The organism is Planktothrix sp. PLAVEN19ND, assembly GCF_057220675.1.
Genome location: NZ_CM170132.1, coordinates 3,297,009 through 3,317,784, shown reverse-complemented (window position 1 = coordinate 3,317,784; position 20,776 = coordinate 3,297,009). Strand labels below are relative to the sequence as shown.

The window sequence follows — 20,776 nt, the reverse complement described above, 5'->3', positions numbered from 1 at the left end:
CTCTTTACGCCTGGGTTTGGAGACCAAACCCCTACAGGTTTTGATCACAAATCCTATACGGATTGCTATATAATGGAAAAAGCCATCCCCCTAAACCCCAAAATACGGAGTTTCTACCCAAATTTTTTATGATCAAATTATTCAATTTTGTTGTTTTGACTGGAACAATTCTTAGCTTGAGTCCTAATCTTAATAGTTTAACATTGGATTCTGTGATCTCTAATTCTTCAGTCCAATTAGCTCAAAATTCTAATTCTGCTTCCTCAATTCAAGGATATTGTTTTTCTGTTGCTGATGATAATATGGACTCTACTGCCCGGATTTATATTGATGGGAATAAAGTCACGGGTCGAGTTGAAGCCACCATTCATAACAAAAAAGAATCCTATTATACGTCCTATACTCAAATATTAGAAGGGACGAAAAATGGCAATAAATTAAACTTAAATATCACTACAAAAATTGAGTTAGATACTCAAAAAACCAAGGAAACTTGGACATTAAATTCAGACTCTTTAAATACGGGACGAACAGTTTATAAAAAACAACCCTGTTTAGTCTCTCAAGTTCGTTTTGCCCCAGGGAAAAATTCGGCAACTGTGAGTCAGTCGGTGGTAAGAGGAACTCGCAATATCTATTTATTAAAAGCCAACCAGGGTCAAAGAATGGATCTAAAAATTACCGCTTTAGAAAATAATGCTGTTTTTGATGTGATTGCTCCCAATGGGCAGGTTTTGAAAACTGAAGCCACCCAGTCTAGTTTGAAATTACCCGCCACCGGAAATTATGAAATTATCGTTGGTGGAACTCGGGGGAATGCTAGTTATCAATTAACCGTTAAAATTCAATAATTCCCAGAAAAAAACCGGGTTCTAAACAATGGTTTTAAAACTCGGTTTCTTAAAGATTTACAGGATCTAATCAACGGTTTTGTCAGAATTCCAAGCCGATTGATAATAGACTTTTGAACCGTTATCAGGAACAAAATGACAAGACCGATAGGATTTAATAAAACTTTTCCAAATCGGTTCATTAGAAGACCGATAATATTCACCCAGTAGGGGTTTAATCGCCTCCGTTGCTGTTTTTAAATGATAGTGGGGCATACTCAAGAAAATGTGATGGGCAACGTGAGTTCCGATATTATGATGAATGGGATTAATAAAGCCATAATCCCGGTCAATTGTGGATAAAGCTCCTTTGAGGAAATACCAATCTTCCCCCCGATACCAGGGAATATCAGCCTCGGTATGATGTAAGTAGGTGACTAAATCTAGCCACATCACAAACACGAAATAGGGCATGAAATAGTATTTCAGGAAAAACACCCATCCAAACTGATAAGTGATCAACCCTAAAAAGCTAACCATTACAATCATTAAAGATGTACTGGTAATAACATCCCATTTTTCGGACTCTTTAAACATAGGGCTACTCGGCAAAAAGTGAGAGCCTTTACGCAGGGGAGAAGAACTTCGGAACAGATAAACCGGATAGGCGACTAAGGGGATGTAAAAGGGCAACAGCTTTTCATACCAAACCATATTATTGAACGTACTTTCCGTTACCGGATGCCAACTTTCATCGGTATCAATATTTCCGGTATTGGCGTGATGGGTTTCTATGGCTGATGCGCCAACCGTGATAGGGAACTAGAATCGGAATATGGGACAGATGGCCAATTAAGTTATTCAGCCATTTGATTTTGGAGAAAGACCCATGGCCGCAGTCATGGCCCACAACAAATAACGCCCAAAACATCGTTCCTTGCATCACCCAAAAAATGGGGAAAAACAGCCAAGAATCGAGTTTATAGGCGATAAAATACAGACCGGCAATGATCGAAATATCAATGAAGAAGTAACTTAGAGATTTCCCAACTGAGGGTTCAAAACAATGGGCGGGAATGGCCGCTTTGATATCTTGGAGAGTAAAGGGTAACTCTGATTTTCTGGTTGCTGAGGCACTAAGGGTGGCCTGGTTAGACTTATTGGATGATTGCACAGATATTGTAATTGAATCTGAATGAGTAGTCCCGAGTTGTGTTTTCACCCCAAACTGAATCGCAAATATCAGGGTTGGGGATAATAACCTAAACTGCGGGTTCTGAACGGAATTTATTTTACCTTGATTAGACCTTAATTTTCGTAACAAATCTTAAATGAGCAAAATTATTCGGCTAATCTTGGTCAGGGGTGGGGCTTGGGTGTTCAGGGGAGGGCTAAAGCCCAACAACGTTTTATGACCACCGACTTAAAAGATTAGGGTAATTCCCCAAATTGTTCGCGATATTTTGCTAATAGTGTTTCTGCTGCTATTGCTGCTTCTTCGGGAGTGGGGAGGAGTTGACCGTCTGAGGTAAAAAAACGCAATTGGGAGTTATAAAGACCTAAAAATAATTCTAATTGTTGACTCCATAACCATCCTTGAGCATTAGGTTCAAGGGGTTGATATTTACCCTCTACTAAATGAAATCCAGCTAATTCTAAGGTATCAGGATCAAACCAAAAATAATCAAAGGTGCGAAAGTTATCTTGATAGAGTTGTTTTTTTAATCCTTTATCAATTTCTGCGGTGGATGGGGATAAAAGTTCAATAATAATATTAGGATATTTGCCTTCTTCCCAAATCACCCAACTCCGCCGGGGTTTGCGTTCTGTGTCTAAAACCACAAAGAAATCTGGCCCTCTAAAATGCTCTGATTTTTTTTGATTGGGGCTAAAATAAACCGTGAGATTACCTGCGGCAAAATAATCATGGCGATCGCGCCAATACCAATCAAGGCATTTTAATAAAAGTAGCAGTTGTTGTAAATGTAAGTAACTTTCCAAAGTAGGTTCCTCACTCCACAAATTACCCTCTGGAAATATAATATCATCAAATTCTCCCGGTTGTTCTAATCTTTGAAGGTTAGCGGGTTCGTAATCAACAATAGACATAAACAGGTTAACCCAATTAGGATAGATATAGTTTAGCGTAAACTTCAATCATTTGTTGAATAGATTGATATGAAATCAACCGAGATTTTTTACGCCATCAATTACAATTGAGGAGGAGTTGTTCCCGATAAGGATTGAATGGCATTTTTTAAAGTTTCCTTGTTTAACTCAAGTTTGGGTTTGGGAACAGAACTAATATTAGTTAGGGGTAAACGAGCTAATGCTAATTTTGAAGTTGCTGTTTGTTCAGAATCGTTATTAATTAAAATAGCACTATTCAGAATTTCTAACTGAGCATCCACAATATCATCATAGTTTTCATACCAACTGGCGATCGCAATTGATAAAGTTTCAATATCATCGGGTAAAGGTTCAATTAACTCAATCAGATCTTGACGGTGTGAGTTATTAAATAATTGAGGCTGTTCTTCTAATAATTTCAAAAAAGCCTCTAGGTTTTGATAGTAAAAAGACATAGATTAATCCTCTTAATTGATCTAAAATCAATGATATCATGATATGAAATTTAACGTTAATCAAGATATATAGCAAGTCTAAATCAATTGGATCAATAGTTTGACATCCCATTCGTTGTAGGGGCGAGGCGCGCCTCGCCCCTACAGGATAATTTTGATATTTTCTAATGACCCCCAACACTAAAAACAGCCCGTTTGTAGGCTTCGTCAAGCACTTCAGAAAGGGTAGGATGGGTATGAACCGAGAACACTAAATCATGGACAGATTGACGGTGATACATGGCATTTGCCGCTTCCTGAATTAAATCAGAAGCATGAAGACCAAAGATATGAACCCCTAAAAGTTCCCCCGTATCTTTACGATAAATCACTTTAGCCATCCCTTCGGTTTCTCCCTCCGCAATGGCTTTAGAATTCCCCTTAAAATAGGTTTTCACCGTTGCAATTTCAAACCCTTCTGTTTGTCCTAATTCCTTCGCCGCCGGTTCAGTTAAACCCACATAACTAATTTCAGGATGGGTAAAAGCCGCCGCCGGAATACTCCGATAATCCACAGCCCGAGGACGTCCGCAAATAGTCTCCACAACGGCGACCCCCTGGGCGGATGCGGTATGGGCTAACATCATTTTACCCGTCACATCTCCAATCGCCCATAAATGGGGAACAGGTTCACCCCCGGATAATACCTCTAAATGATCATTTGTAGGAATAAAACCGCCCCGAATAGGTTCAACATTAACCGATTCTAACCCTAAATTTTTACTCACCGGAATCCGTCCAGTGGCGACCAAACAAGCATCCACTTCTAGGACTTCTTCTACTTCTTTAGTTTTGGTATCGGCTAACTCAATAATAACCGGAGAACCCGGCGTTACTTTTAAAGCTAATTTTCCGACTTTGGTTTCAATATCCCGGGGATTAATTAAAACCCGTTGAGCTAATTTAGCAATATCAGGATCAAAGGTTGGCATTAATTGATCCAAGGCTTCAATCATGGTAACTTCACAACCTAAAGCCGTATAAATATCAGAAAATTCTAATCCGATATAGCCACTTCCAATAATAGCAATCCATGGGGGTAGGGATTCTAATTTAACCGCATCATCACTGGTAAAAACCGTTTGATGATCAATCGTAATTCCAGGGGGAACAAAGGGCACAGAACCCGGGGCTAAAATAATATCTTTAGCGGTAATAGTTTTTTCCCCATTAGTGGTTTCAATGGTCACTTTATTCGCCCCTGAAACTTTGCCCCAACCTTGGATTACATCAACCCCTAACCGCTTCAAACTATTGGTTAAATCACCCCGAAGTTTAGTTACAATATTATCAGCATGGTTGGCAATTTGTTCGCGATCAAAACTGACTTGTCCTAACTGAATGCCCAAATTTTTTAAGTGATGGGTATTATGTAATTCTCGCACTCGTCCCGATGCGGCTAATAAGGCTTTAGAGGGAATACAGCCTCGGTTAACACAGGTTCCTCCCATGTCCGCCGCTTCAATAATTGCGGTTTTTAAGCCACAACCAACGGCGTGGATAGCAGCACCATGTCCGCCCACTCCCGCACCAATAATCACTAAATCGTAATCCATATTCTGTTACTACTCTATTGGGATTAAAAAATATTACCGTTTTCCCTGTCCCTTGCCAACTCAATCGCCTTTACAAAAGCCAGATTATTTGGTCTGCCCCCGGCTTTTTGCGGTAAGCTAGACTCGATTACTGTGTTTGTCACCCTGATTATCACATGAAAACCAAACTTGCGACTATTACATTAAGTCTGATTTTATCGGTACTTTTCCCCGCACAAAGTTTTGCTGGAACAGTTTTAGAAGAAATTAAAAGAACCGGAGTTTTAAAAGTAGGAGTTCGAGAAGATGCACCCCCATTAGGATTTGTTTCCGCCGATGGCAAATGGGAGGGCTATTGTATTAAATTAATGGATTTATTAGGAGAAAGATTGCAAAAACAGTTAAAACTAAGTAAACCCATAGAAGTACAATTAATTCCCTCAAATTTGCAAAATCGGGAACAACTGGTCAGGGAAGGAAAAGTTCATTTAGAATGTGGCCCTAATACAATTTTGCGGAATCCAGAATCCGGTATTACCTATTCTGATCGGTTTTTAGCCACAGGTGTTCATTTATTAGTTCGACCGGATAATCAATCTTATATTCAACCCTCGGGAGCTTTAGAAGCTATTTCCATTGGGGTCTTACCCGCTTCCTTAACCCAACAGTTTATTAGCAGTCGTTATTCCTTAGCAAAAGTTGTAGAATACCCAGGAGTTGACGGTCGAAAAAATGCCGTGGAAGATGTGGTTCAGGGTCGTTTAAATGCCTTCGCCAGTGACGGATTATTATTAATTGGAGAAGTGCTGAGAAATCCAGCCATCAAACCTCAAGATTATGCTTTAATTCCCAAGGAACCCTTAACCTGTGAATTTTATGGCATGATTCTTCCCGCCGGAGATATATCTTGGATTAATACGGTAAATTCTTTGATCTTAGTCGAAGAAACAGTTAATATTTTAACGGGACTATATGGAAAAGATTCAGATTATGTAAAAACCCTCGAAGCGGCTCATAATAAATGTTTACCATAAACAGGCAAAATTTCTAGCCCAACCCACCCCAAGGTTTAATCTTTAAACGGGTATCCTTGAAAATATCCAGGGATACCTCGATGCTTTTCCCAACTATTGTTTTTTAATCCAAAAAATGCCACACTATTAATACTTCTAAGACTACACCCAGTCTGAGGCAATCGTATGAGCGACATTACTCCCCCCCAAACTGTTCCTGGTAATCCTTCCTCCCCATCTATTCTATTTCTCAATCGCTGTGTTGAGCAGGTGTTTACCGGAATTTTAGATCCCAATACGGAGCTATTCCAAAGCAATGCTACGCTTTTGGGAGACTCCTATGCTGAATTTAAAGTCATTCTTCAGCAAGTTCGACAAAACAACTACCAGCAATTATTACCCACCTTAATCGCCGGATTACAATTTATTTTGGGTCGAGAAGCCTACGATAATCACGACCTAGAAGCGACTCTTTACCATTATCGTCGCAGTTTGGAATATTGGCCATCGGCTTTAGCTAAAGGCAATTTAGAGATGCTTTCTATGGCTAACCGAGAAACCATTTTACCCAATCAATTTATCGAACAAATGGGGGGGGTTTTATTCCATTTGGGGTTATGTTTTGTCACCCTAGGTCAGTCCGATAATCCCTCAAAAAATACTCAAAACTTGCAAGAAGCTAGAAACTATTTTGAGAAAAGCTTAGAAATTTTTGATAAAGTCAATCGCCCTGATTTAATGTCTAAATTTATTGGGGAATTAACCACGGTTTTAAGACAATTAGAGGAATGGGACGCACTGCAAAAAGCAGCCAAAAAAGCCATTGAATTACATATTTCCTATGGTTCAGAAACCCAGTTAGCCAAGGATTATGGTTTCTTGGCCGAAGCTGCGTTACATGAATCTAAATGGGCGCACGCCAATCAATTAGCGGAGTTAGCCTTAGCCATTCAAGGTCAATCTACCTACAGTGACCCGATGAGCACCACCGCCAGTTCTAATAATTCCTATCTTTATTTACTCACGGAATCCAAACAGGAATTAAAACAGTGGGAAACTACGGTTAGTCAACTCGAAGAAGCCTTAAAAAGAACCAGTCTTGAAGATGATCCCAAGGGTTATCTCAGAATTTTGACCGCTTTACACAAACTTTATTTTGATCAAGATTTATATATTCAAGCCTCCCGTTTAAAGGAAGAAAAAATTAAAATAGAATATCAATATGGGTTACGCGCCTTTATTGGGGTTCGCACCTTACAAGCCCAATCTAAACCGAATGAACAACAACAATCTATCGCTGTAGAAATTGAAAATTCCGACCGTTTAAAGGATGTTCAAGCCCTATTTGAACGGATTCAAGACCCGCAACATAAACTGATTATTTTGCATGGAGAGTCCGGGGTAGGAAAAAGTTCATTACTGAATGCAGGAATTATACCCAAGCTCTTAGAAGAACAGGGGCGTAATCCTCAAGTTGCTACACCAATTTTACTCAGAATTTATACCGACTGGTTACGCGAACCCAACCCGAAAACCTGGAACTTAAATTCAGTGATCAATTTACTCAAACGCAATGATCAAAATCAAATTCCCACGATATTAATTTTTGATCAATTTGAAGAATTTTTTGTGGTGTGTAAACAGTTAGAACAACGATTACCCTTTTATGAATTTTTAAAAGAAAGTTTGAGCTTGGATTCAATTAAGATTTTACTCTCATTAAGAGATGATGCTTTACATTATTTGTTAGAATGCGATCGCCGAACTAATTTAGAAGATGTTATTCAGGCTGAAATCCTCTCAAGAAAAGTGCTTTATGGCTTAGATAACTTTACTTTAATTCAAGCAAAAAAATTAATTCAAAATCAAGTTGAGCGAGCTCAATTTAATATAAAACCTGATTTAATGAATCAATTAATTCAAGATTTAACTGTTAATATTGATCAAATTAGACCGATTGAATTACAACTGATTGGAACCCAATTACAATCCAATGATATTCAAACCCTAGAACAATACAGAAAACTGGGAGAATATCCCAGACAAAAAATGTTAGAGCAGTTTTTGGATGAAATCATTCGAGATTGTAGTACCAAAAATGAACGAATAGTAATTAAAATTCTCAATGTTTTGACCAGTGAACAAGAACACCGTCCCCTGAAAACTAGCAAAGAACTCGCCGAAGAATTAAATACAGAATTTAGTAAAATTGAACCTTTGTTAGAAGTATTAGTAGAGGAAGGATTAATTCTACACCTCCCGGATATCCCCGATGATCGGTACCAACTTACCCATGATTATTTGGTGGCTTTAATTCGTGAACAAAAAGGAGAACGATTAATTGCTAAATTAGAATTAGAACGGGATCAAGCTCAACGTAAAATTATTGGGGAGAAACCCAATAGTTTTGTGAACCGGGCGATCGCTTCTGTGTTTCGTTGGATTAATGCGGATTAGTATGGATAATATACCCAAAACCGAACAGGAAAAAATGCTGGCGGGAGAATTATATCTCGGTAACGATCCCGAGTTAGTTTTAGGACGTAAACGCGCTTCTAAACTGACTCGTTTATATAATAGTACCACGGAAGATGAGTTAGAAACTCGTCAACTTATTCTTCTGGAATTGTTCGATAAAATCGGAAATAATCTGTGCATTACTCCCCCATTTTATTGTGATTATGGCTGTTATATTAAACTGGGGAATAATGTTTATATGAACTTTAATTGTATTATCCTAGACTGCAATTATGTTGAAATTGGGGATAATGTTTTATTAGCGCCCAATGTTCAAATTTATGCCGCCTATCATCCAATTGATCCCGAATTACGCCTAACCGGAAAAGAATTAGCAGCACCGATTAAAATAGGTAATAATGTTTGGATTGGCGGCGGTGCGATTATCTGTCCAGGGGTAGAAATTGGCGACAATACCACCATTGGCGCCGGGAGTGTGGTGGTTGATAATATTCCTCCTGGGGTTTTAGCGGCGGGAAATCCTTGTCGGGTGATTCGGAGTTTATAGCAGGGAATAGGGAACAGAGAACAGGGAACACCGGGGGGAAAGATTTTACCCCTGGAGTTCCTAGATTAATGGGCTAATTTCTGAATAGGTTCCCATTGGTGAATGTCCTGTAATAACGCCTCATATCCAGCAACATTCGGGTGTAAACCATCCGAACATAACCGAGATTTCCACCAATGTTCCCCTCGATCTAGCCAAATTTCCAATAAATCTAAATAGGGAATATTGCGCTCTAAACAGGCGAGACGAGTGGCATCTTTGTAGCGAAATTGATCGGCCAAAGTATAATATAAACAGCCTTGAAAGGGCATTTTACTTTCATCAACCGGAACCATTCCCACAAATACAACCTGACACATTTTTTGAGCTTTATCCAATAAACGATGTAGGGTGGTTTCAAAATGATCAAATTCCGTATAATTGCGACCTTGAAACGATTGTACCCGCGCCGAATCATTTAATCCCACAGAAAAAACACTCACGTCAGGTAAACGGTTGCGTAATTCTCCCCGATGGCGCAATTCTTGGTCTAGGCGATCGCAAACTTGAATCACCCGATTTCCCCGTACCCCCAAATTGTAAAGAATCGGGCCAACTGCCTCCGGTGACATCCATTGACGCCGCAGTCGCTCCACCCAGCCACCCCCTTCAGGATCACCAAATCCATAGACGAGACTATCTCCTAATACCACAACTTTCAGAGGCTGACGTTGGGGAACAATGGACAAATTAGCTAGGGTGGGATTGATCGCTGCTTGCATTTTGCTTGAAAATCATGATGGATGGACAGTTTACCCGGTCAGAATCGTAATTTGTTTCCAGAGGGCGTTTATAAAAGTTAACATCTCCAGGGACTTTTCACTAGATTCCCTGCCTATATTTCGCAAATTTTTCATCAAATCACCCTAAGTTACCTCCGAATTACCAGCATCAGACCCTTGCTAGGGAAAAGATACCCAGAAAATCGGAGTTCCCACACCAGAACTATCAATCCCTTTAAGTTGTATTCCAAGCCTCGGACTGGTATGCTCAATGTGAGTTCTACTTTCTTAGAACTTTCTTAGAACCCATAGGCTTTGCGACGGGACAAAGGGGCATCTTGGCTCTATGATTTGAACCTGAAGACAACTTGCTGTGGAATATTGGCTAAAAGCCGTTTGGATGTTCCACCGCGAATGTTCCCTGCTATATATAAACTGAAACTGATTTGCAGGAGGCAACTTGCTAAATGCAAGGCTCTTTAAACGAAATTGATATTCGTAGTATTTTACAACTGATTGAGCTTGGCCAGAGGACAGGGGAACTCATGGTAGAAGCTTACAGTTCATCCCAGACGACGATGGAAATGGAACGCCATCCCATTCGTCTCACGGGACAATGTTGGTTAGTGTTTTCTTGGAATGGTCGAATTATCTATGCCGGCCAAAGCGAAGGAAGCCTCCAGAGATTACGGGATTACTTACGGCGCTATCAGGCCGAAACCGTGCTTTCAGAGTTAGAAGTTCCTTCGATCACGTCGGTCAATGCGCCCGAATACGGATATTTATGGGTGTTGCTAGAAAATCAAGTAATTACCCCAAACATCGCCCGTAATATCATTCATTGTATGGTTCAAGAAACCCTATTTGACTTGCTGAGTTTACATCAAGGTGCTTTTATTTTTGAAATGGGATCGGGATTAGCCCCCCAGTTAACCACCTTAGAAATTAGTCCCTTATTAGCCGATATTTTCAAACAAGTTCAAGAGTGGAAAAAATTCCATCCCCATATTACCTCCCCCAACCAATGTCCCTTGATCACCGATCGGTCAAAATTACAAAAAACAGTCCGACCCAAAGTATTTGAAAGCCTAAATCATTGGGCGGATGGTCAAACCTCAATTCGTCAAATTTCCCGTTACTTACACCGAGATATTGTCGCGGTGGCTAAGGCTATTTATCCCTTTGTCCAACAGGGACTTGTACAATTGTTGGCTCTCCATCCTGAAAACATTTTTAACGAGCCAGAAACCTTTACTGATAGGAATAGAACTCCGAGAATTGTTTGTATTGATGATGATCTAGTAATTCGGGAAAGTGTTGAAATCATTTTAAGAGAACATGGCTATGAAGCCACAGCAATTGGCAACCCTTTAAAAGCATTGAGTTTAGTTTTTCAGCTGAAACCTGATTTAATTCTTTGTGACATTGCCATGCCTGAATTGAATGGGTATGAAATCTGTGCAATGTTAAGAAATTCTACGGCTTTCCGACAAACTCCGATTGTTATGTTAACAGGAATTGATGGATTTATTGACCGACTTAAAGCCCGTATGGTGAGGGCGACAAATTATTTAACAAAACCCTTTGGAGATGCCGAATTATTAACATTAGTTGAAACCTATATTGGGCCAGGAAAAACAATAGATGCTTCTGTTAATACAGATTTAGAAGATGAATTTATGACAGAGTTAGAAACCCTTTGACCTAATATCACCTAGCTGATCTCCGGCAATGGAATCCATTGACCGTTTCTGCGACCGCGACATCCCCTGAAACAGAAAACCCCCAGCCGGATCAATTTCGGCTCTCAAAGATTTGTATAATCGAAATAGAATCACATCTTTTGAGATACTTAGGTTTTCTTACACTCTACGATGAATTTGTAATGCAGCATAAACCTCGTTCCACTTGGACTCAAACCGCCAACCTGACTACAGGTAATTTGGGAGTTTCTAAGGGAGAAGAAAGATGAATACAGTTATGGTTGTGGAAGATAGTGTCACTCAACGGGAGATGATTTGTGGTCTTCTCAAGCAGAATGGGTTAAAAGTCAGTATCGCCACTGACGGTGTGGAAGCACTCGAAGAAGTGCAAAAAAACCGCCCCGATTTAATGGTGCTAGATATTGTCATGCCCAGGATGAACGGCTATGAACTCTGTCGTCGCCTGAAATCCGATCCCAAAACCCGTAATATTGCCATCGTGATGTGTTCCTCTAAAGGGGAAGAATTTGACCGCTATTGGGGAATGAAACAAGGGGCAGATGCTTATATTGCTAAACCCTTTCAACCTGAAGAATTAGTCGGAACCGTTAAACAATTACTTAGAGGATAGGTGAAAAATAACCATGGTTGGGAATCCTGATTTTTTAACCGGGCCAGGAACAGACAGTCCAGGATTTCAAGAACTGGAAACCCCCGAAGGTGAACCCCATCTTCGCTTTTTCGTTCCTTCACGGAGTGAGTTTGCCCTTCCCGCCATCGGGATTCGGGAGGTACTCTTTCAATCGCCAGACCGGATGACCCCAATTCCTAATGTTTCCCCCCTGTTACTGGGAACCTTCAATCTTAGGGGTCGAGTGATTTGGGTCGCCGATTTAGGTCAGTTTTTAGGTGATTCAACTCCCCTGAATACGGATCGAACAGAGATCCATGTGATTGCCGTTGAAGATCAAGACATTATATTAGGATTAGCCGTTGATGAAGTCAATGACATGGCATGGCTTGACCCTGATAAAATGCAAATGCCCACCCAAGTCAGCGATAGTATGACTCCTTTTATCAAAGGAGAGTGGCAAGTTGGAACCGAAGGCAGCGTCCTGCGACTTTTAGACCAAATCGCCATTCTGCGCTCGGCTCGTTGGGCAACGTGACCCATCAGCAGCCGGTTTCGTCCTATAACCGTTGAGGAAACCGACCTATCAATTGATTATAAAACTGCTTAAGCTAAAGCTGTTAACCTGGGAAATCAAAAACCCCCACCAGCGGTTTTTTTACCCTAGGATTAAACTTTCAATCCCCACTCACCCAGCCGAGGGTCGGGATTATTAGAAAATCTACTACAGACCGGGTTACATCCTTATGATCCGTGTTTCTACATTGAAATCTTAACTATTAAGCACGAGCAACACTAAACTTGAAAGTCAAAAGGGGAATCGCTCATGGCAACAAGCACAGACTTCCTACAAGAGTATCAGCAAACCGAGGAAGCATACTGTCAGGGAAATTACGAACAGGCGGCGGCGCTGGTTTATCAACTGTTGGAAGATTATCCAGAAGATCCATCGGCCCGTCTTCTCTGTGGTCACATCTATGGCTATGGGTTGCAGCAGTATGATGTCGCCCGTGAGCAGTATGAGGCAGTGATCAACTTGACCCATGACTCCGAATTACTCGAACAAGCCCATCAAGCCTTAGCCGATACAGATCAATACTTACTCGAATCTCCTGCGGGCAGTTTCGATGATAGTTCCGATTCCCCAGAAATTTTTAATGCTTTAGTAGATGAAGAAATCGAGGATGGGGAAGTTGATTTAACCCAAGATTTAGACTGGCTATCAGAAGAATCCTCCATGCCTGATTTAGACCTAGAATCCGCCGATACCCATGGATTGAATGGGGCAGCCACCGAAGGAACCCGGTCGGATTTTAATGATTTGCCGGATGATAACTTTGATTTCCCAGACTTAGACGATGCTGACTTGGATTTATCCACTTCCAATCTGGATGCTGCCATCGGTTTAGAGTTCGACAATTCAGAGGATGAACCCGATTATATACAGTCCAATGGCAGTCAATCTCCCCTAACCTTCACCGAAGATAATCCTTTTGCTCCAGGGGGAGACTTAGACGAAGGCACAGAAATTTTAAACCCCCTAGACCCAGAAAATTCTTTCACTGAATTAGAAGCCGATCCGTTTACACTAGAAGAAGATGAACCCCTCTTGGGGCAAAACTTTGCCAGTGATGAATCGAACACCAGTGATCTCGAACAGTTAAGTGGGGATTTATTTTCTTCCGAGGATGAGGTCTTAGATTGGCTCGATTCCCCAACCGGAAACCCCCAAGACGAATCGGATTCAGTCCAATCACCGGAAACTCTGAATGGGTCATCCCCAGATTATTTATCTCAACCGACGGAATTCCTAGAATTTGATAGCTTGGATGACGATGAATTGGGGGGGTTAAACGATCCAGAAGCCTATGGATCTCATCCAGCAGATCAAAGAGAACTCAACGGTGCTAGTCATGAGTCCTCTAATGGTAACTCTACAGGGGTGATGGCTTCCTCGAACTTTGAAGCAGAACTTGATGATATTTTTGCCCCTTTAGAAGATGCAGCCGATTCAGATCAGGAGTTTGTTAATCATGAACCCCCATCCCAAAATGGTTTCGTCTCCGTCAAGGAAACTCCACTGTTTGAGGAAGATGAGTTTGACCCTGATTTGGATTCAGCTTTTAGTTTTTCAGATGAACCCTTCGTTGATGATGCCAAGATTGCTGTTCCCCTACCCCCGAACACTCCTAATATGACGGCTAACTATAAGGTTCTGGATGCTGAAGAAAGCAACGAAGAAGAAACACTATTAACCAATAATGCGGTCAATGATCCCTATTTGTCCGATCCCGACGACTCTGGCCCCCTCTCAGGTATAAATGGTGCCGACCGTTCCCATTATGTTGATGCGGAAGAATATGAAGAACCCGATGATCTGGTTTTCGATTCGGCGGACATTCCCAATAGTTTTGATCTCGATACCTTTGATGAAGATACCTTTGGAGATTCCTTTGATGTCACGGTGGAGAGCCATGATACCAATGGCCGTTCTCAAAATGGCCAGGTGGTGGCTCAGACCCCCAATGATTTCTTAGAGGATTTTGAAGAATTTGATGATATTGGGGATTTTGGCATCACCGACAGTGGGGACAATGACCTGTACGTTGATTCAGATTTTAGTAGTGTCGATAGTAAATTTGGTAATACCACCAGCAATAGTACCATCGACAGTGACAGTTCAGCGATTCGGGATGATGAGATTTTTAATACGGCTTACGCTGCATCGGCTGTAACCACCCTAACCCCAGACTTCGGAGAAGGGATAGATACGATGGTCACCACCGAGCAGGGGCCATTCTCTTTCTTGGAAAATGCCTCCTTGAAGCGGAAACCCTTGTATATGGCGATGGGGACGGGACTGGTGACCCTGATTTTAGTGGCAACGGCCACCAATATTGCGACTCGTACCGCTTCCTTGAATAATAAGTCCGAAGTCGTAGACTATCTGCGAGGCACCGGATGGCTGCTGACCACAGTAGCTGGGGCGACTAGTTTTCTGGCGACCTGGGGATTGGGTCGGATCAGTGCCCAACAAATTTCTAAGGCCACAGACGATTTACAAGCTCAGTTTGATGCCATCAGTAAGGGTAATTTAGATGCCCGGGCCACGGTTTTTGCCGAGGATGAGTTTGGGAAAATGTCTTCTAAATTCAACCATGCAGCCCAATTTATCCAAAGTATTACCCGAGAAGCCCAACGCAAGGCTAAGGAACAGGAAGACGCTAGGGATGATTTACACCGTCAGGTGATTCGGCTCTTGGATGACGTGGAAGGGGCGGCCCGAGGAGATTTAACTGTAACCGCAGAAGTGACGGCGAACGTTTTGGGGGCAGTGGCGGATTCCTTTAACTTAACCATTCAAAACCTGCGGGAAATTGTGGTACAGGTGAAACAAGCCGCCCGTCAGGTGAGTAAGGGAGCTACCGATAGTGCGACCTTTGCCAAGGATGTGGCCGGGGATGCTTTCCGCCAGGCGGAGGAACTCGCTGCTACCTTAAACTCGGTGCAGGTACTGACCGATGCCATTCAACGGGTGGCTGAAAGTGCGCGGGAAGCTGAAGAAGTGGCTCGGTCGGCGGCCGCCTTAGCCACCAAAGGCGGGGAAGCGGTACAAATGACCGTGGCCGGGATTCTAAAAATTCGAGAAACCGTAGCAGAAACTAGCCGAGAAGTCAAGCGTTTGGGAGAATCGTCTCAGGAAATTTCTAAAATTGTGGGGCTGATTTCTCAAATTGCCTCCCGGACTAACTTACTGGCTTTAAACGCTAGTATTGAGGCAGCCAGGGCTGGAGAAGCGGGTAAGGGATTTGCGATCGTTGCCGATGAAGTCCGACAGTTGGCAGATAAGTCGGCGAAATCCTTAAAGGATATCGAACAAATTGTGATGCAAATTCAAAGCCAAACCAACACGGTGATGATGGCGATGTCCCAAGGTCATCAACAGGTGATTGAGGGGACTCGCCTCGCGGAACAAGCTAAACGAGCCCTGGATGACATTATTCAGGTGACCAACCGGATTGACGTTCTCGTCCGTTCAATTACGGCGGATACCGTTGAACAAAACGAAACCGCCCGCGCCGTCGCCCAGGTGATGCGAGCGGTGGAACATAGCGCCCAAGAAACTTCTACCGAAGCCCAAAAGGTGTCCAGTGCCTTAACTAAACTCGTGGGTGTGGCGCGAGACCTGCTGACATCGGTGGAACGCTTCCGCGTTGATTCCTCGGAGAAGGGTTAGCCTCGGAAAATTACGAATTACGAATTATGAATTACGAATTAATTAACCATTGACAAACTGATTACTGATAATGCAGATAGGGGAATGGACACTCTTGCAATAGGGAAGAAACAGACCCGGTTATTTGTTGGAAGAAAACTCTTATCCATTGCCCATTCCCTATTCCCCATTGCCCGCCTTTTTTGATAACTGATTACGGATAACTTATATGCAACTTGAACAGCAACAACGGATTATGGGCTATTTTATTGAGGAGGCGAAAGACCACCTCAATACGATTGAACAGGGATTACTCAATCTACAAACGACGATTGAAGATCCAGAACTGCTCAATGAAGTTTTCCGAGCGGCTCATTCGGTCAAGGGTGGGGCGGCGATGTTGGGACTTAATAGTATTCAACAAACGGCTCACAGGTTAGAAGATAGTTTTAAAATCCTGAAAGAAAACCGTCTTCCGACTCAATTTATCGATCAACAATTAGAATCATTATTTTTACAGGTTTTTGATACATTACAGGCCTTAATCGATCAGTTATCAGGGCCCTATGGCTTAACGGAAGAAGCAGCTAGTGCTATTTTGCAGGATGTTGAGCCTGTTTTTGAAGCCTTAAATTACCATATTAAAGTGGTTCAACAACAGGGGACAAAGCGATCATCTGAAGTAGAAACCGGGCCTACGTCCTCTGTATCTAATCGCCCCATTCCTACTCCTGTTATATCTAAAGAACCTCCTAGTAGTGCGAAGGACTTGGTATTTCGCAGTGATGTTCCCGAACGTCTGCGAGAAATGTTGCAACAGTTCAAACAGTCAGAAACCCCAAAAACTCGTCAAGGGTTAATCGAAACCTGTCGGAGTTTAGCCCGGGCGGGGGAACTCTTTGATTTGCCCAATTGGGTTAAGTTTATTGAGATCCTAGAAAAAGTGATTGCCAATCCTGACAATACTTATCGGAGTCTAGCTCCGATTGTGATTAAATCTATTAAAGAAGCCCAAGAACTGGTTTTAGTGAATCGAGAGGGGGAAATTGTTGTAACAGAAGGGATTACAAAACTTTTGCCCAAGACGGTTAGCCCGGCAAAAACAGATAAAAAAACCAAATCGTCGCCTCCATCTACATCATCTCCTGAAACATCTCCAAGTCAATCTAAACCGCCTAAAACTACGACGGAGACAGCCACAAAATCGGGTCAGTTGAAACAGGGAAATAGTAAGAAAAAAAACCCTAAAGTAGCAGCACCCAACAATTCTTTCTCCGATGTGAACTGGTCAGATTCAGTGACCAACCCCAGTAATACCCCAGCCCGTTTACAAAACGGCCCAGAAATTACCCCCGAAGAATATAACAGTCTCAGAGATTTATTTGAAGGTTTGGATCAATGGGAGCAGGAGGTGACGGAAGAAGCCCCCGCGTCAACTTCCCCGTCCTTGGAAACCGAAACAGAATCAATATCGGGGGACTTTTTTGATTTGTTGGGAGACGAAAAACCTGAGTTCAATCAACGGTCAACCTCTGGCTATCCACCCCAAACCCAGAAGGGTAAAACCAAACAAAAACCCGGTTTAGTGACTTCTGGAGCCGATGATGATCTATTGAGTTTCTTTGATCACCTCAGTGATGGGGAGTCAGCCATCCCAGAAACGGGAACAGCAACCAAGCCGATGTCGGTAGAAACCCGACAGCATGACCCGGTAGATGGTTTTGGGGATTTATTTGATGAGTTGTTAGCGATTAATCCCCAAGAGGGGATGCCATCTGCCCGTTCTGTCGATCTTTCCCCGGCTCAAATTACGGAGTTATTGGAAGATGCGGAAAATTTAGATGATCTATTTGACCAGTTTGACCCCAAAATCCAAGCCAGTCGGGAAACCGACAGCAGCACATCGGGTCAGATGAATGTTCAAGAAGATTGGTTTGAAGAACTTTTACAAGGAGAACTCGAAGAAGCCGCGGATGTAACCCTGGATCAGCCAAGTCCCACTCAACTCCCCCGGATGTCCCCAAAATTAGAACCTGTAGCGACGGTGCAGCCCACCCTAGAACTGCCGGAGGATGATTTTGCCAGTTTGGATGCCCTACTCAATTTAGGAGGGGCAGATAGTCAGCCAACGGCTGCTGAAACGACGGTGGAAGATGAGGATTTCTTGGATTTGGATCAACTGCTCCATACCCCCGTGGCTGAACCCTGGACACCCGATCCTCCTAAAAATATTAACTCCCAGACCGCCCGCAAAGCAGTTAACACAGAATCACAACTCTCGGAGGAGGATTCGGAATTTATCGCATTAATTCGATTGATTGAAGATGCTCCTCCCCGATCTCGAACCACCACTCCTCCTAGGGGGACATTTGCTAAACCCATTGCCGAACAAATTGTCAAGGTTCCGGTGAAACAACTGGATGGTCTGAGTAACTTGATGGGGGAACTGGTCGTTAACCGCAACAGTTTGGAACAAGACCAAGAACGGATGCGACAGTTTTTGGATAATTTGCTGCATCAGGTTTCTTTATTGGGAGATGTGGGTCAACGGATGCAGGATTTTTATGAGCGATCGCTCTTGGAAATTTCCCTACTGTCCCACCGTCGCAAACCCTTCTGGTTTTCGGACAGTTCCTCGATTCATGATGATGATTCCAATAATGATTTAGACTCAACGGAACTGGATCGGTTTACGCCCTTCCATACCCTGTCCCAAGAGATTATTGAGTTAATTGTGCGGGTGCGGGAGTCCAGTGCAGATATTGGATTTTTAGTTGAAGAAGCCGACCAAGTAACTCGGGAGTTGCGACGGATTACAACAGCGTTACAAGAAGGGTTAAATCGCGCCCGCATGGAACCCTTTGGCAGTGAGGCAGACGCCCTGAAACGTCCCGTGCGGGATATTTCGATCAAGTGTGGGAAACAGGCGGAGTTATTTGTGGAGGGTCGAGATACCTTAATTGACAAAATGTTACTGGGTAAACTCCACGACCCCTTGATTCATCTAGTGAATAATGCTATTACTCACGGGATTGAACCGGCGGATGTTCGGACGGCGGCGGGGAAATCGGCGGTGGGCCGAATTTCGATTCGGGTATTTCACCAAGGAAACCAAACGATTATTGCGGTTTCCGATGATGGGGGTGGTATTGATGTCAACCGGGTGAAAAATAAGGCGATTCAGAAAGGAATCATTACCGCCGAAGACGCCGAAAGTATGAGTAACCCAGAAATTTATGACCTGTTATTCTTGCCCAACTTTAGTACGAAGGATGTGGCGGATGAATTCGCGGGTCGAGGGGTGGGAATGGATGTGGTGCGTACCAGCTTAACCGATATTCGGGGCGCGATCACGACGGATTCTACCTTGGGACACGGGACGACGTTTACGATTCGTTTGCCCCTGAATATGAGTATTTCCCGGGCCTTGTGTTGCGTGAGCGATCGGGTTCGGATTGCTTTCCCAATGGATGGGGTGGAAGATATGATTGACGTTCCTCGGGAACAAATCCGCACGGAGTCCGATGGCAGTAAGGTGTTGGAATGGCGGGGTACAATTTTGCCCCTACGTCATTTGCGGGAACTGTTGACCTATCATCGCCATTTGGGTCGGGGGAATGTCTATGGTGCAAATGTTGAAGAAGACATGATTTCGGTGATTGTCCTACGGTCTTCTAATAGTTATTTGGCCGTGCAGGTGGATCAGGTGTTGATTGAACAGGAAATTGTGATCAAACCCTTAGAAGGGCCCGTACCAAAACCGATTGGGATTGCTGGGGCGACGGTGTTAGGGGATGGTCAAATTGTGGCGATCGCCGATGTCCTAGAACTGATTGATTTGGCCATGGGTCGGATTCGTCGGGATGCTTCGGGCAAGATTTGGCAGATGGGCAGTGCCACGGCGGAACCTGTGGTTCAGAAGTCGGAGCCGACGGTGTTAATTGTGGATGATTCGATTACGGTGCGATCGCTCCTTTCGATTACGTTTGAAAAATCTGGTTATCGTGTGGAAGAAGCCCGGGATGGTAAGGAAGCCTGGGAAAAACTGAAATCGGGTTTACCCTGCGATATTGTCTTCTGCGATATTGAAATGCCCCGGATGGATGGGTTGGAGTTGTTATCTCGGATGCAAAAAGATCCGGCGTTAACGAATTTACCCATTGCTATGTTGACGTCTCGCGGTGCGGATCGTCACCGTCAAATGGCTTTTAATTTGGGGGCGAAAGGTTACTTTACCAAACCCTATTTGGAGGAGCAATTATTAGAAGCAGCCGGACGAATGTTGCAGGGTGAAGTGGTGGGAAATACGATGGTTGCCGCGGGATAATAGTTACCTGTTAATAGTGAATAGGGGCAGATCATCTCAGCCTCTATCTTAACGTCGTGAGAGGACACCCGCCACAGCGTTAGCTTGGCGGTGAGATGAATCACGACCAAA

The 20,776-nt window shown here is 43.0% G+C and carries 15 protein-coding genes; 9 read left to right on the top strand and 6 right to left on the bottom strand.

Going from position 1 to position 20,776, the window contains the following annotated elements; translation table 11 throughout:
- Positions 1–128: 128 nt before the first annotated feature.
- Positions 129–851 carry a hypothetical protein gene (locus AC2D3N_RS14675; protein WP_079681620.1) on the top strand — a complete coding sequence of 241 codons (723 nt, stop codon included), beginning with the start codon at positions 129–131 and terminating at the stop codon, positions 849–851.
- A gap of 66 nt (positions 852–917) precedes the next feature.
- On the opposite strand, the gene AC2D3N_RS14670 is transcribed toward AC2D3N_RS14675, so the two are convergent.
- The 5 genes from AC2D3N_RS14670 to lpdA form a co-directional block, all read right to left on the bottom strand.
- Positions 918–1,595, bottom strand: coding sequence for a fatty acid desaturase (locus AC2D3N_RS14670; RefSeq protein WP_484693760.1), 678 nt, complete (start codon positions 1,593–1,595; stop codon positions 918–920).
- Positions 1,591–2,004, bottom strand: a complete 414-nt coding sequence (locus AC2D3N_RS14665) for a DUF3474 domain-containing protein (RefSeq protein WP_484691291.1) — start codon at positions 2,002–2,004, stop codon at positions 1,591–1,593. Before AC2D3N_RS14665 ends, AC2D3N_RS14670 begins: the two co-directional genes overlap by 5 nt.
- A gap of 257 nt (positions 2,005–2,261) precedes the next feature.
- A complete protein-coding gene (locus tag AC2D3N_RS14660; RefSeq protein WP_484691290.1) occupies positions 2,262–2,939 on the bottom strand; it encodes a Uma2 family endonuclease in 678 nt (225 codons plus the stop codon).
- A 101-nt stretch (positions 2,940–3,040) separates the two neighbouring features.
- Entirely contained in the window at positions 3,041–3,415 is a 375-nt protein-coding gene (locus AC2D3N_RS14655; protein WP_484691289.1) for a hypothetical protein, read from the bottom strand.
- Positions 3,416–3,579: 164 nt separating this feature from the next.
- Positions 3,580–5,010, bottom strand: a complete 1,431-nt coding sequence (lpdA, locus tag AC2D3N_RS14650) for a dihydrolipoyl dehydrogenase (RefSeq protein ID WP_484691288.1) — start codon at positions 5,008–5,010, stop codon at positions 3,580–3,582.
- A 155-nt stretch (positions 5,011–5,165) separates the two neighbouring features.
- On the opposite strand from lpdA, the gene AC2D3N_RS14645 reads away from it, so the two are divergent.
- The 3 genes from AC2D3N_RS14645 to AC2D3N_RS14635 all read left to right on the top strand — a co-directional run bounded on the left by AC2D3N_RS14645 (position 5,166) and on the right by AC2D3N_RS14635 (position 9,027).
- Positions 5,166–6,023 carry an amino acid ABC transporter substrate-binding protein gene (locus AC2D3N_RS14645; protein ID WP_079681401.1) on the top strand — a complete coding sequence of 286 codons (858 nt, stop codon included), beginning with the start codon at positions 5,166–5,168 and terminating at the stop codon, positions 6,021–6,023.
- A 165-nt stretch (positions 6,024–6,188) separates the two neighbouring features.
- Positions 6,189–8,459, top strand: coding sequence for an ATP-binding protein (locus AC2D3N_RS14640; RefSeq protein WP_484691287.1), 2,271 nt, complete (start codon positions 6,189–6,191; stop codon positions 8,457–8,459).
- A gap of 1 nt (position 8,460) precedes the next feature.
- Complete coding sequence (locus AC2D3N_RS14635) at positions 8,461–9,027, top strand: sugar O-acetyltransferase (RefSeq protein ID WP_484691286.1); 567 nt, start codon at positions 8,461–8,463, stop codon at positions 9,025–9,027.
- Between the two features lie 65 nt (positions 9,028–9,092).
- Here AC2D3N_RS14635 and AC2D3N_RS14630 read toward each other — a convergent pair whose 3' ends face one another.
- Positions 9,093–9,788 (bottom strand): GDSL-type esterase/lipase family protein, encoded by a 696-nt coding sequence (locus tag AC2D3N_RS14630; protein WP_079681398.1) that lies wholly within the window; start codon positions 9,786–9,788, stop codon positions 9,093–9,095.
- 467 nt (positions 9,789–10,255) lie between these two features.
- Here AC2D3N_RS14630 and AC2D3N_RS14625 point away from each other — a divergent pair, with 467 nt between their 5' ends.
- The 5 genes from AC2D3N_RS14625 (at position 10,256) to AC2D3N_RS14605 (ending at position 20,665) form a co-directional block, all read left to right on the top strand.
- Positions 10,256–11,491, top strand: coding sequence for a response regulator (locus AC2D3N_RS14625; RefSeq protein WP_484691285.1), 1,236 nt, complete (start codon positions 10,256–10,258; stop codon positions 11,489–11,491).
- Between the two features lie 265 nt (positions 11,492–11,756).
- Complete coding sequence (locus AC2D3N_RS14620; RefSeq protein ID WP_079681396.1) at positions 11,757–12,122, top strand: response regulator transcription factor; 366 nt, start codon at positions 11,757–11,759, stop codon at positions 12,120–12,122.
- A 13-nt stretch (positions 12,123–12,135) separates the two neighbouring features.
- Positions 12,136–12,660: a chemotaxis protein CheW gene (locus tag AC2D3N_RS14615; RefSeq protein WP_079681395.1), complete on the top strand. Its 525-nt coding sequence runs from the start codon at positions 12,136–12,138 to the stop codon at positions 12,658–12,660.
- A gap of 288 nt (positions 12,661–12,948) precedes the next feature.
- Positions 12,949–16,359 carry a methyl-accepting chemotaxis protein gene (locus tag AC2D3N_RS14610; RefSeq protein ID WP_484691284.1) on the top strand — a complete coding sequence of 1,137 codons (3,411 nt, stop codon included), beginning with the start codon at positions 12,949–12,951 and terminating at the stop codon, positions 16,357–16,359.
- A 208-nt stretch (positions 16,360–16,567) separates the two neighbouring features.
- A complete protein-coding gene (locus AC2D3N_RS14605) occupies positions 16,568–20,665 on the top strand; it encodes a hybrid sensor histidine kinase/response regulator (RefSeq protein WP_079681393.1) in 4,098 nt (1,365 codons plus the stop codon).
- Positions 20,666–20,776 lie beyond the last annotated feature (111 nt).